General features: G+C 66.8%; 6 protein-coding genes and 1 pseudogene. 4 read left to right on the forward strand and 3 right to left on the reverse strand.

Going from position 1 to position 12,756, the window contains the following annotated elements; genetic code table 11:
* Positions 1 to 99 precede the first annotated feature (99 nt).
* Positions 100 to 4,992, reverse strand: a pseudogene (locus RSA25_RS16505) (NAD-glutamate dehydrogenase domain-containing protein); the annotation flags it as partial.
* A 347-nt stretch (positions 4,993 to 5,339) separates the two neighbouring features.
* On the opposite strand from RSA25_RS16505, the gene RSA25_RS16510 reads away from it, so the two are divergent.
* The 3 genes from RSA25_RS16510 to RSA25_RS16520 are packed head-to-tail and all read left to right on the forward strand — an operon-like array spanning position 5,340 to position 10,459.
* A complete protein-coding gene (locus RSA25_RS16510) occupies positions 5,340 to 5,999 on the forward strand; it encodes a TetR/AcrR family transcriptional regulator (RefSeq protein WP_332809931.1) in 660 nt (219 codons plus the stop codon).
* On the forward strand, positions 5,999 to 7,270 hold the full coding sequence (locus RSA25_RS16515; protein ID WP_332809932.1) for an efflux RND transporter periplasmic adaptor subunit: 1,272 nt from the start codon (positions 5,999 to 6,001) through the stop codon (positions 7,268 to 7,270). Before RSA25_RS16510 ends, RSA25_RS16515 begins: the two co-directional genes overlap by 1 nt.
* Positions 7,271 to 7,285: 15 nt before the next feature.
* Positions 7,286 to 10,459: a multidrug efflux RND transporter permease subunit gene (locus RSA25_RS16520; RefSeq protein ID WP_332809933.1), complete on the forward strand. Its 3,174-nt coding sequence runs from the start codon at positions 7,286 to 7,288 to the stop codon at positions 10,457 to 10,459.
* A gap of 575 nt (positions 10,460 to 11,034) precedes the next feature.
* Here RSA25_RS16520 and RSA25_RS16525 read toward each other — a convergent pair.
* Positions 11,035 to 11,328 (reverse strand): hypothetical protein, encoded by a 294-nt coding sequence (locus tag RSA25_RS16525; protein WP_332809934.1) that lies wholly within the window; start codon positions 11,326 to 11,328, stop codon positions 11,035 to 11,037.
* A 341-nt stretch (positions 11,329 to 11,669) separates the two neighbouring features.
* Here RSA25_RS16525 and RSA25_RS16530 point away from each other — a divergent pair, with 341 nt between their 5' ends.
* The gene (locus RSA25_RS16530) at positions 11,670 to 12,050 is read left to right on the forward strand and encodes a hypothetical protein (protein ID WP_332809935.1); all 381 of its coding nucleotides are present in this window, start codon (positions 11,670 to 11,672) and stop codon (positions 12,048 to 12,050) included.
* 36 nt (positions 12,051 to 12,086) lie between these two features.
* Here RSA25_RS16530 and RSA25_RS16535 read toward each other — a convergent pair.
* On the reverse strand, positions 12,087 to 12,756 hold a 670-nt coding region (locus tag RSA25_RS16535), incomplete at its 5' end, for an acyl-CoA dehydrogenase family protein (RefSeq protein ID WP_332809936.1).

Raw genomic sequence — 12,756 nt, forward strand, 5'->3', positions numbered from 1 at the left:
AGTCAGGGGGGCGCGCCGAAGGCGCGGGGGTCGGGAGGCTACGTCCGCACGGGGCCCACGGTTTGCACCGCAAACCGTGGGGCGTCAGCGCGAACGCGCTTACGCCCCGTGCGCTGCCAGCTGGCCCAGGCGCTGGACCGCCACCGACACGGTCGGGTAGTCCAGCGTCTTCTGCTCGGCCAGTTCCGCCAGCATCGACAGCGTGAAGCGCAGGCTGCTGTCGTCGCGACCGATCCACGCGGCCACCTTGGCCTCGGCACTGCCCCCCTTCATCGACAGCACCTGGGCCGCCAGGTTGCGGTGATGGGCGGCCAGCTCGTCGCGCAGCACGCCACGGGCCACCGCATGCCAACGCCCGTTGACCTCCAGCGCGTCGATCTGCTCGAACAGCCACGGCAGCTGCAGGGCATCGCCCAGGCGGAAGTGGATCTTGGACACGTCCACCGGCTTCAGCTTGCGGCCGCGTGCCAGTTCGATGATGTCGAACGCCGGCTCCAGGAACTGCAGCTCGGACAACTGCTGCGCCAGTGCCGGCGGCAGGCCCTTATCCTTCCACTCGGACACGCTGGCCTCGTAGGCCGGGCGCTGCGAATCGGGCAGCACGCCGGAGGCCACGCGGATGTCGTTGAACGCCGCCTGGTAGCGGTTGACCGCCTCGGTGATGCCCGGCATCGCACCCGGGCGCGACAGCAGCCAACGCACGAACGAGCGCTGCAGCTTCCAGATCACTTCCAGCGCGTCGATCTGCACCGATTCGGGCAGGGTGCCGTCCAGGGCGTCGATCTGTGCCCACAGGGCGCGCGCGTCCAGCGTTTCACGGCTGATCGTGTACGCCTTGGCCACCTCGGCAATGGAGCGGCCGGTGTCTTCCTGCATGCGCATCAGGAAGGTGGCGCCCATGCGGTTGATGGTCTGGTTGGTCACGGCCGTGGCGATGATTTCGCGCTTCAGGCGGTGACGCTCCATCGCATCGGCGTACTTCTTCTGCAGCGGCGTGGGGAAGTAACGCTGCAGCTCCTTGGACAGGTACGGATCTTCGGGGATGTCCGAATCCAGCAGCTGGGCGAACGCCACCAGCTTGGAATAGGACAGCAGCACCGACAGCTCCGGACGGGTCAGGCCCTGGCCACGCGCCTTGCGCGCCGACAGCTCCGCATCGGACGGCAGGAACTCGATCTGGCGATCGAGCAGGCCCTGCTGCTCCAGCGTGCGGATGAAGTGCTGCTTGGACCCCAGGCGCTTGACCGCCATCCGCTCCATCAGGCTCAGGGCCTGGTTCTGGCGGTAGTTGTCATTGAGCACCAGCGCGGCCACTTCGTCGGTCATCGAGGCCAGCAGCTTGTTGCGCTGTTCCACGGTGAGCTTCTTGGCCCGCACCACGTCGTTGAGCAGGATCTTGATGTTGACTTCGTGGTCGGAGGTATCCACACCGGCCGAGTTGTCGATGAAGTCGGTATTGAGCAGCACGCCGGCCTGGGCGGCCTCGATGCGGCCCAGCTGGGTCATGCCCAGGTTGCCACCCTCGCCCACCACCTTGCAGCGCAGCTCGCCACCGTTCACGCGCAGGGCGTTGTTGGCGCGGTCGCCCACGTCGCTGTGCTGCTCGCTGGCGGCCTTGACGTAGGTGCCGATGCCGCCGTTCCACAGCAGGTCCACCGGTGCCTTCAGGATCGCGCTCATCAGGTCGTTCGGCGACAGCGCCTTGACCGTCTCGTCGATGCCCAGCGACTCGCGCACCTGCGGGGTCAGCTCGATCGACTTCAGCGTGCGCGGGAAGATGCCGCCGCCCTTGCTGATCAGCTTGGCGTCGTAGTCGGCCCAGCTCGAACGCGGCACGGTGAACAGCCGCTCGCGTTCAACGAACGTGGTCGCCGCATCCGGGTTCGGGTCCAGGAAGATGTGGCGATGGTCGAAGGCGGCCACCAGGCGGATGTGGCGCGACAGCAGCATGCCGTTGCCGAACACGTCGCCGGACATGTCGCCGACCCCCACCGCGGTGAAGTCCTGGCTCTGGCTGTCACGGCCGAGTGCGCGGAAGTGGCGCTTCACCGACTCCCATGCACCGCGCGCGGTGATGCCCATGCCCTTGTGGTCGTAGCCCACCGAGCCGCCGGAGGCGAACGCATCGCCCATCCAGAAGCCGTGCGCGATGGCCAGGCCGTTGGCGATGTCGGAGAAGGTCGCGGTGCCCTTGTCGGCGGCCACCACCAGGTACGGGTCGTCCATGTCGTGGCGGACCACGTCCACCGGCGGCACGATCTTGTTGTTGACGATGTTGTCGGTGATGTCCAGCAGGCCCTGGATGAACAGCTTGTAGCAGGCCACGCCGTTGGCGAACACCGCATCACGGTCGCCGCTGGCTGGCGGCATCTTGGCGAAGAAACCGCCCTTGGCGCCAACCGGCACGATGACCGTGTTCTTGACCATCTGCGCCTTGACCAGGCCCAGCACCTCGGTGCGGAAGTCTTCGCGACGGTCCGACCAGCGCAGGCCACCACGGGCCACCGCGCCGAAGCGCAGGTGGGTACCTTCCACGCGCGGGCCGTACACGAAGATTTCGCGGTACGGGCGCGGCTTGGGCAGGTCCGGCACCAGCGCCGAATCGAACTTGAAGCTGATCACGTGGCCGTGCTGGCCCTCGGCATCGGTCTGGTAGTAGCTGGTGCGCAGGGTCGCATCGATCACGCCCATGAAGCTGCGCAGGATGCGGTCTTCGTCCAGGCTGGAGACACGGTCCATCAGCTTGAGCAGCGCCTCGCGCGCGGCCGCCATCTGCGCGGTGCGGTCGCCCTTGCGGGCATCGACCACGGTCTTGAGCACCTTCAAGGTGGCCTCGTCGCCGCCGGCCAGCACGGTCAGGTGCGCGCGCAGCTGCTCCTGGCCCTCGGCGATGGCGTCCTTGCTTTCGTGCCCGGTGGCCGGGTCGAAGCGGGCTTCGAACAGTTCCACCAGCAGGCGCGCCAGCAGCGGGTACCGGGTGAAGGTGCCTTCCACATACGCCTGCGAGAACGGCACGCCGGTCTGCAGCAGGTACTTGCAGTAGCCACGCAGCATGGCGACCTGGCGCCAATGCAGGCCGGCGGCCAGCACCAGGCGGTTGAAGCCGTCGTTCTCGGCATCGCCGTGCCACACGCGGGCGAAGGTCTCACCGAAGGCGGCATCCACGCGCGGGGCGTCGATCGCACCGGCCACCGATTCCACTTCGAAGTCCTGCACGTACACCGGGGCGTTGTCCACGGTGAGGCGGTACGGGCGCTCGGCGATCACGCGCAGGCCCATGTTCTCCATCATCGGCAGCGCGTCCGACAGCGGGATGTCATCCAGCTGGCGGTACAGCTTCAGGCGCAGGCCGTCGCCGCCTTCGCGCTGCACGGCCTGCAGGCTCAGGCGCAGGTCGTCCGGCCCGGTCAGCGCGTCGAGCTGGCTGACGTCGTTGGCGGCGATCTCGGTGCTGGAGTCTTCGATGTAACCGGCCGGCAGTGCCTTGCCGATGCGGGCGGCGATGCGCAGCCCTTCGCTTTCACCGTGGCGGGCCACCAGCGCTTCGCGCAGGTCGTCCTGCCAGTTGCGCAGCACCTGGGCCAGCTTCTGTTCCAGCGCGCTGGTATCCACTTCCAGGGTCTGGCCAGCCTTGGGGCGCACGATCAGGTGCACCTGGGCCAGCGGCGATTCGCCGAGCACCACCGAGCTGTCCACGTACTCGCCCTGCAGGGCGTCCTTGAGCATGGCTTCGATGCGCAGGCGCACATCGGTGTTGAAGCGTTCGCGCGGCAGGTAGACCAGCGCGGAAATGAAACGGCTGTACTTGTCGCGGCGCAGGAACAGGCGGCTGCGCACGCGCTCCTGCAGGCCCAGCACGCCCATGGCGGTGCGGAACAGCTCGTCCTCGCTGGACTGGAACAGCTCTTCGCGCGGCAGGGTTTCCAGGATGTGGCGCAGGGCCTTGCCGCTGTGGCTGCTCGGGGCCAGCCCGGACTGGGTCATCACGTATTCGTGGCGCTGGCGCACCAGCGGGATCTCCCACGGGCGGCGGTTGTAGGCGCTGGAGGTGAACAGGCCCAGGAAGCGCTGCTCGCCGATGATCTTGCCCTTGGCGTCGAATTCCAGCACGCCGATGTAATCCATGTAGCCGGCGCGGTGCACGCGCGAACGGGCATTGGTCTTGGTCAGGATCAGCGCGTCCTTCAACCCGGTGGTGGCGTTGAGGCCCTGCGCGGCCAGCGTCTTGACCGGGCGCGCGGCGGACTTGTCCTTGCCGCGCATCAGGCCCAGGCCGCTTTCATTGAGCGGGGCCAGCACGTCTTCCTTGCCCTGCTTCTCCACGCGGTACTCGCGATAGCCGAAGAAGGTGAAGTGGTTGTCGGCGGCCCAGCGCAGGAATTCCTGGGCTTCGGCGCGCGAGGCGGCATCGATCGGCAACTGGCGGGTGCCGAGGTCGTCGGCCAGGCCCTGCGCCTTGTTGCGCATGGCTTCCCAGTCGCTGACGATGGCACGCACCTCGTCCAGCGCCTTGACGATGGCCTGTTCCACATCGGCCATGGCCTCGGCCGGCTGGCGGTCGATCTCCAGCAGCATCACCGACTCGGCGTTGCCTTCGCTCACGCCGCTGAGCTTGCCGGCCTTGTCACGCGCGAAGCGGATGACCGGGTGGCCCAGCACATGCACGCCGATGCCGTGCTCGGCCAGCGACATGGTCACCGTGTCCACCAGGAACGGCATATCGTCATTGACGATCTGCAGCACGGTGTGCGGCGATTCCCAGCCGTTGCCCTTCAGGCTCGGGTTGAACACGCGGACATTGGCCTTGCCCGGCTTGCGGACACGCGCGAACTCCAGCGTGTCGGCGGCCAGTGCGGCCCACTCCTCGGCGGTGTGGTGGGGGAACTCGTCCGCCTCCATGCGCTTGTAGAAGTCGGCGGCGAACGCCACTGCCTCGGCCTGCCCGGCCGCCGGGTAGCGCTTGCGCAAGGCCGTGTACACCGGCTCCAGCGAGAAGCCCACTGGCGAAACAGTCTGCGTATCGGCTGGTTTGGATTTGTTTTTCACGGTCTTGGCTGCTGGTTTTTGCGGTTTCATGGCAGAGCGGTGCGTGTTGCTCAGTTGGGAAAATGAAATTGTAGGCCTACCGCACAAAAATACCTTGCTGCAGGACGGAATAAGGCAAATCGGGTTGGTTGGCGTTTACATCGCGAAGGTCAATCCGCATCAGTACGGACACGCGCGTAGGCCAACCCCGCACGCCAGCATCGGCCGCTTCTGTGGCAACTTGACGATGGCGATCAGTCCCCGGGCGAAGACAAGGCTTCTCCAATTCTGAACTGGACGGTATAGTCCACCGCGTGAATCCCCCCCACCCCGCCGCCAGTTCCCTGGATGCGCGCGACCAGCGCGTGTTCGATGCCGTGCGCGATCTGTTCGCCACCCAGGGCATGCAGATCAGCATGGATGCGGTGGCCCAGCAGGCCGGGTGTTCCAAGCAGACGCTCTACAGCCGCTATGGCAGCAAGCAGGAACTGCTGCGCCGGGTGATGCAGCGGCACGTGGCGCGTGCCACCGCCGGGCTGCACAGCCTGGACCAGGGCGACCTGCGTGGCAGCCTGCTGCAGTTCGCCACCGACTACCTGGAACACTGCAGCCAGCCGCACGTGGCCCAGGCCCGGCGCATGATCGCCGCCGACTCGCCGCAGTTCCCCGACGAGGCCCGCGCCCTGTACCGCGACGGCGCCGGGGCGCTTGCCCTTCACGTGGCTGAATGGCTCCAGGCGCGCAGCGCGCTCGGCCAGCTGCGCCATGACGACCCGCACTTCATGGCCGAACTGCTATTGAGCATGATCACCGGCCTGGATGTCGAAAAGCAGCGCTTCCATACCCCCCACCGCGCTGACGCCACCGTGCGCCGCCGCTGGGCAGAATTCTCCGTTGACAGCTTCCTGCGCGCGTTCGCCACGCCGGAATCCGCCGCGGCAATGCATTCAAACCAACACCGGAGTTTTTCCTGATGATCGCCCCACTCCGCAGCCTTGCCCTGACCTGCGCAGTCGCTGTCGCCCTGACCGCCTGCAAGAAGCCGGAGCAGCAGACGCCCCCGCCGCCGGATGTGGGCGTGATCGAGGCCAAGCCGCAGACCCTGCCGCTGCAGCGTGAGCTGGTCGGTCGCCTGTCGCCGTACCGCAGCGCCGACGTGCGCGCCCGCGTGCCCGGCGTGCTGCTCAAGCGCGTCTACCAGGAAGGTGCCGACGTCAAACAGGGCCAGGTCCTGTTCCTGATCGACCCGGCCCCGCTGCGCGCTTCGTTGAACGCCTCGCAGGCCGAGCTGGCCTCGGCCCAGGCGACCTACGCCAATGCCAAGGCCGCCGCCAACCGCGCCCGCTCGCTGGCCCCGCAGAAGTTCGTGTCCAAGTCCGACCTGGATACCGCCGAAGCCGCCGAGCGTACCGCCGCTGCCGCCGTGCAGCAGGCCCAGGCCGCCCTGACCAGCGCGAAGATCAACCTCGGCTATGCCGAAGTGACCGCGCCGATCAGCGGCCGTGCCGGCAAGCAGCAGGTGACCGAAGGCGCGCTGGTCGGCCAGGGCGATGTGACCCTGCTGACCACCGTGGACCAGCTGGACCCGCTGTACGTCAACTTCTCCATGAGCGTGGACGAGCTGACCCAGATGCGCGCGGCCCAGGCCAAGGGCCAGCTGGCCCTCAGCGGCGACGGCAAGTCCACCGTGCAGGTCAAGCTGTCCGACGGCACCGTCTACGACCAGCCCGGCACCCTGGACTTCTCCTCCACCACCGTGGACCCCACCACCGGCGCGGTGTCGCTGCGCGCGGTGCTGCCCAACCCGCAGCAGATCCTGCTGCCGGGCGCGTTCGTCAGCTTCCAGGCCACCCTGGGTGAGCGCAAGAATGCCTACCTGGTGCCGTTGCAGGCGCTGCAGCGCGATACCACCGGCGGCTATGTGCTGGTGGTCGGCGCGGACGGCAAGGTGGCCCGCAAGAACGTCAAGAGCGAGGGCCAGCAGGGCAGCAACTGGCTGGTCAGCGGCGGGCTGGAGGCCGGTGACAAGGTGATCGTGGCCGGCGTGCAGAAGGTGAAGGAAGGCGCGACGGCCACGGCCAAGCCGTGGGATCCGGCCAGCGCCAACGCCAACGGCCAGGCCCCGGCCGGCGCCGGCGCCGCCCCTGCTGCCGCCGCGACGGCGCCCGATGCCGCCGCCAAGCCCGCCGATGCCAGCGCCGACAAGGCCGATGCGGCCCCGGCTGCTGAATCGAACAAGCAATAACGGGAACCGTCCGTCATGCCTAAATTTTTCATTGAACACCCGGTATTTGCCTGGGTGGTCGCGATCCTGATCTCGCTTTCGGGCGTGATCTCGATCCTGGGTCTGGGCGTGGAGTCCTACCCCAGCATCGCACCGCCCCAGGTGACGGTGAGCGCCACCTACCCCGGCGCCAGCGCCGACACCACCGAAAAATCGGTCACCCAGGTGATCGAGCAGCAGCTCACCGGTATCGACCACCTGCTGTATTTCAGCTCGTCCTCGGCCTCCAATGGCCGGGCTTCGATCACCCTGACCTTCGAGACCGGCACCGATCCGGACATCGCCCAGGTCCAGGTGCAGAACAAGGTGTCCCTGGCGACCCCGCGCCTGCCCACCGAAGTGACCCAGCAGGGCGTGGTGGTGGCCAAGGCCAACGCCGGCTTCCTGATGGTGGTGGCCCTCCAGTCCGACAGCGCCTCGATCAACCGCGATGCGCTCAACGACATCGTCGGTTCGCGCGTGCTCGACCAGATCTCGCGCATCCCCGGCGTGGGCAGCACCCAGCAGTTCGGTTCCGAGTACGCCATGAACATCTGGCTCAACCCGGAGAAGATGCAGGGCTACGGCCTGTCGGCCAGCCAGGTGCTGGCCGCGATCAAGGCCCAGAACGTGCAGTTCGCCGCCGGTTCGCTGGGCTCGGACCCGTCCCCGGAAGGCCACTACTTCACCGCCACGGTCTCGGCCGAAGGGCGTTTCAGCTCGCCGGAGCAGTTCGAGAACATCATCCTGCGTGCCAACGCCGACGGCTCGCGGGTGATGCTCAAGGACATCGCGCGCATCGCCTTTGGTGCCAACAACTACGGCTTCGACACCCAGTACAACGGCAAGCCGACCGGCGCCTTCGCCATCCAGCTGTTGCCCGGCGCCAACGCCCTGAACGTGGCCAATGCGGTCACCGCCAAGATGGACGAACTGTCGCCGAGCTTCCCGGCCGGGGTGAGCTGGTTCTCGCCGTATGACAGCACCACCTTCGTCAAGATCTCGATCGAGGAAGTGGTCAAGACCCTGATCGAAGCGGTCGTGCTGGTCTTCCTGGTGATGCTGATCTTCCTGCAGAACTTCCGCGCCACCCTGATCCCGACGCTGGTCATCCCGGTGGCCCTGCTCGGCACCTTCCTGGGCATGAGCGTCATCGGTTTCACCATCAACCAGCTGACCCTGTTTGCGATGGTGCTGGCGATCGGCATCGTGGTCGATGACGCGATCGTGGTCATCGAGAACGTCGAGCGCATCATGACCGAGGAGAAGCTGCCGCCCAAGGCCGCCACCCAGAAGGCCATGACCCAGATCACCGGCGCGGTGGTGGCCATCACCGTGGTGCTGGCGGCGGTGTTCATCCCCTCCGCGCTGCAGGGCGGTGCGGCCGGCGAGATCTACAAGCAGTTCGCGCTGACCATCGCCATCGCGATGGCGTTCTCCGCGTTCCTGGCGCTGGGCTTCACCCCGGCGCTGTGTGCGACCTTCCTCAAGCCGACCCACAGCGACAAGCCCAACGTCGTCTACCGCACCTTCAACAAGTACTACGACAAGATCAGCGGCACCTACGTGGGCCACATCACCTCGGCGGTGCGACATGCGCCGCGCTGGATGATCCTGTTCGTGGTCCTCACCGCGCTGTGCGGCTTCCTGTTCACGCGCATGCCCGGCAGCTTCCTGCCCGAGGAAGACCAGGGCTACGCGCTGGCGATCGTGCAGTTGCCGCCGGGCTCGACCAAGGCCCAGACCAACCAGGCCTTCGCGCAGATGCGCGGGGTGCTCAAGGACCAGGAAGGGTTCGAGGGCATGCTGCAGGTGGCCGGCTTCAGCTTCGTGGGTTCCGGTGAAAACGTCGGCATGGGCTTCATCCGCCTCAAGCCGTGGGCCGACCGCAAGGTGACCGTGCCGGAGTTCATCCAGAAAATGAACGGTGCCTTCTACGGCATCAAGGAAGCACAGATCTTCGTGGTCAACCTGCCCACCGTGCAGGGCCTGGGCCAGTTCGGCGGCTTTGACATGTGGCTGCAGGACCGCGGCGGTGCCGGCTACGAGCAGCTCACCCAGGCGCGCAACATCCTGCTGGGCAAGGCCGCCCAGGAGAGCGACCTGCTCACCGGCGTGCGTCCCAACGGACTGGAAAACGCGCCGCAGCTGCAGTTGCACGTGGACCGCGTGCAGGCGCAGACGATGGGGCTGTCGGTGTCGGACGTGTACAGCACCATCCAGCTGATGCTGGCCCCGGTGTACGTCAACGACTTCTTCTACGAGGGCCGCATCAAGCGGGTGACGATGCAGGCCGACGGCCCGTACCGCACCGGTGCCGAATCGCTCAACAGCTTCTACACGCCCAGCAGCCTGCAGACCAACGCAGACGGCACCCCGGCGATGATCCCGCTGAGCACGGTGGTGAAGTCCGAGTGGGTGTCCGCGCCGCCGTCGCTGAGCCGCTACAACGGCTATTCGGCGGTCAACATCGTCGGTTCGCAGGCACCGGGCCGCAGCTCGGGCGAGGCGATGCAGGCGATGGAGCGGATCGTGAGCGACGACCTGCCGGCCGGCTTCGGCTACGACTGGTCGGGCATGAGCTACCAGGAAATCCTGGCCGGCAACGCGGCCACGCTGCTGCTGGTGCTGTCCATCGTGGTGGTGTTCCTGTGCCTGGCCGCGCTGTATGAAAGCTGGTCCATCCCGGTGGCGGTGCTGCTGGTGGTGCCGCTGGGCGTGCTGGGTGCGCTGGCGTTCTCTCTGGCGCGCGGCCTGCCCAACGATCTGTACTTCAAGATCGGCCTGATCACGGTGATCGGCCTGGCGGCCAAGAACGCGATCCTGATCGTGGAGTTCGCGGTGGAGCAACGGGCCGCCGGCAAGAGCCTGCGCGAGGCGACCATCGAGGCCTCGCGCCTGCGCTTCCGTCCGATCCTGATGACGTCCTTCGCCTTCATCCTGGGCGTGGTGCCGATGGCGATCTCCACCGGTGCCGGCGCCAACGCCCGCCACGCGATCGGTACGGGCGTGATCGGCGGCATGGTGTTCGCCACCTTCCTGGGCCTGCTGATGATCCCGGTGTTCTTCATCGTGGTCCGCCGCATGCTGGGCGACAAGCTGGACGAGCCGTCCAAGGAGTTCCTGGAGCGCCAGGGCGAAGCCAACCAGGCCCACCGTCCGGATCGTTGATCGGGTGGTGAGCTGAAATGAAAAGCCCCGGTGCGAGCCGGGGCTTTTTTGTGGTTCTTCGCCCATCTGCGGGTAAGGCTTCGCTGAAGCACGCGCGTGCCTGCGTTGTCGCTTGGGGCGGGTACGGGCGGTGCGCACGGAAAAAGCCGGTAGTGCCGGCCGCTGGCCGGCATCCCGCAGCTACCTTTGTTCCCCAACGACCACCGACCAACCGCCGGTGACGTGGCCGTTGATCTCCTGCCGGCGGGAGAAGAACCTTTTTTGTGGGCGGTGGCTTACCGGGGGACGTCATTAGCCGGCGGGCGCTTGTCGTCCGTCGCGTGCCGACCAACGGTCGGCACCCACCCGCGGTGGACGCGTCATGTCGCCACCGAACGTGGAGCCTTTACGTGCAGTCGACCAAGGTTCGACCCTACCTCCGGTGCCCCGACGCCTGTCCACGCGCGCGCGGATCTTGCTCCGCAAGCCAGCCGGGATGGTAGGGTCGGTTCCCAAACGACCGCCGATAGCACACGTCGGCGCTGTAGCGCATGACCTCCGAACGCAGCAGCATCGTAGGTGGATCCAGCCCGATCTCAGCGCAGCAGCGCCACCGCGGCGCAGGCGAGCACAATCACCAGCGACGGCCACTGCATCGGCACGAAGAAAAAATGATGACGGGCGCGCTCACCCGGCGCGCGCGGGCCGCGATTGAGGACCAGCCCCAGCAGCACATTGATCGCCGCACCGGTGCCGAATCCGACGAGAAGCTGGGTCAGCGAGGTATTGCCCTTGGCAACGGCAGGATCCGGCCAGAACCACATCAGCAGCAGCAACGTGGCAACAGGCGTGAGCAGCGTCAGGAAACCTGCGCCTCGGTAAATGAGCATGGGGATGTCCTGCAAAACGGGCGAATATTTTGCCTCAAACGTTTGGCGACCAACGGTCGGCACCTACCGATGATGTCGGCGTCGATCGGGATGGGATGTGGATGTCGGACGGGCCTTTGATGTCGGATGGGCCGTTGATGTCGGACGGGCCGTTGATGTCGGTAGTGCCGGCCGCTGGCCGGCAACCAGGCGGCGCATGGCCGGCTACGCGTCGTGATCGACACATTGTCACGCATCTGCAGACCCGCGCACGGTCCTGGGGAGCGGGTAGAGATACAAGAGACGCTCACGCGATCCACGCCGGGTGAGCGGCCTGTCGCACCCAACGGGAGAGAAGGGTCATGAAGCACCGCGTTTCCGCTACCACCTGGCGGTCGCTGCTGCTGGCAATCGCACTGTTCCTGGCAATCACCGCACACGCCGGTGGACTGGTCGTCTGCGACAACTGCGCCAATCCATGCCAGATCGCCGCGCGCTCAGGCCCTGGAACCACCCTCGTGGTCGACCTGGCCCAGGTGAAGCTCCATGGCTTCGAGGTCGAGTACGACCGCGAGCTCAAGCGCTACAGGGCCATCCCCACGGCCGTGCCGGCGCAGGTATCCAGCGCCTTCCATCGCATCATGGGCCTTGCCAATCTGGATGCATCTGCCCCGTCGATGAGCAAGCCGCTGGCCGCGGACAAAGGGGCGGTGATCCCAGTCCACCCCGTGCGCCCACGGTGATCAGGCGGCGCCCTTGCGGCGCCGCCCATGGCCTGCTCAGCGCAGCCCGGTCTCGTTGCGCGCGATCACCAGGCGCTGGATCTCCGAGGTGCCCTCGTAGATCTCGGTGATCTTGGCATCACGGAAGTAACGCTCCAGCGGCATTTCCTTGGAGTACCCCATGCCGCCATGGATCTGCACGGCCTGGTGGGTGATCCACATCGCCGCTTCGGAGGCGGTCAGCTTGGCGATCGCCGCCTCGTTGCTGAAGCGCTTGCCCTGCCCCTTCACCCACGCCGCGCGCAGGGTCAGCAGCAGTGCGGCGTCCAGCTTGCACTTCATGTCGGCGATCTTGGCCTGGGTCATCTGAAACGTACCGATGGCCGCGCCGAAGGCCTTGCGGTCCTTCACGTATTCCAGGGTCGCTTCATAGGCCGCCCGGGCGATGCCGATGGCCTGCGACGCAATGCCGATGCGGCCGGCGTCGAGCACGCCCATGGCGATCTTGAAGCCCTCGCCTTCCTTGCCCAGCACCTCATCGGCGCCGGCCACGTAATCCTGGAATTCGATCTCGCAGGTGGCCGAGGCGCGGATGCCCAGCTTCGGCTCGGTCTTGCCGCGGTGGAAGCCGGCCTTGTCGGTATCGATCATGAAGGCGGTGATGCCGCGCGCGCCCTGCTCCGGGTCGGTCATGGCAAACAGCACGATGTACCTGGCTACCGGGCCG

Source organism: Stenotrophomonas sp. (genome assembly GCF_036662295.1).
Classification (GTDB): Bacteria; Pseudomonadota; Gammaproteobacteria; order Xanthomonadales; family Xanthomonadaceae; genus Stenotrophomonas.

Bases quoted from the DNA above. Each gene is read 5' to 3' on its own strand.
- RSA25_RS16515 (WP_332809932.1), top strand. From the start codon at position 5,999: ATGATCGCCCCACTCCGCAGCCTTGCCCTGACCTGCGCAGTCGCTGTC.
- RSA25_RS16520 (WP_332809933.1), top strand. From the start codon at position 7,286: ATGCCTAAATTTTTCATTGAACACCCGGTATTTGCCTGGGTGGTCGCG.
- RSA25_RS16525 (WP_332809934.1), bottom strand. From the start codon at position 11,328: ATGCTCATTTACCGAGGCGCAGGTTTCCTGACGCTGCTCACGCCTGTT.
- RSA25_RS16530 (WP_332809935.1), top strand. From the start codon at position 11,670: ATGAAGCACCGCGTTTCCGCTACCACCTGGCGGTCGCTGCTGCTGGCA.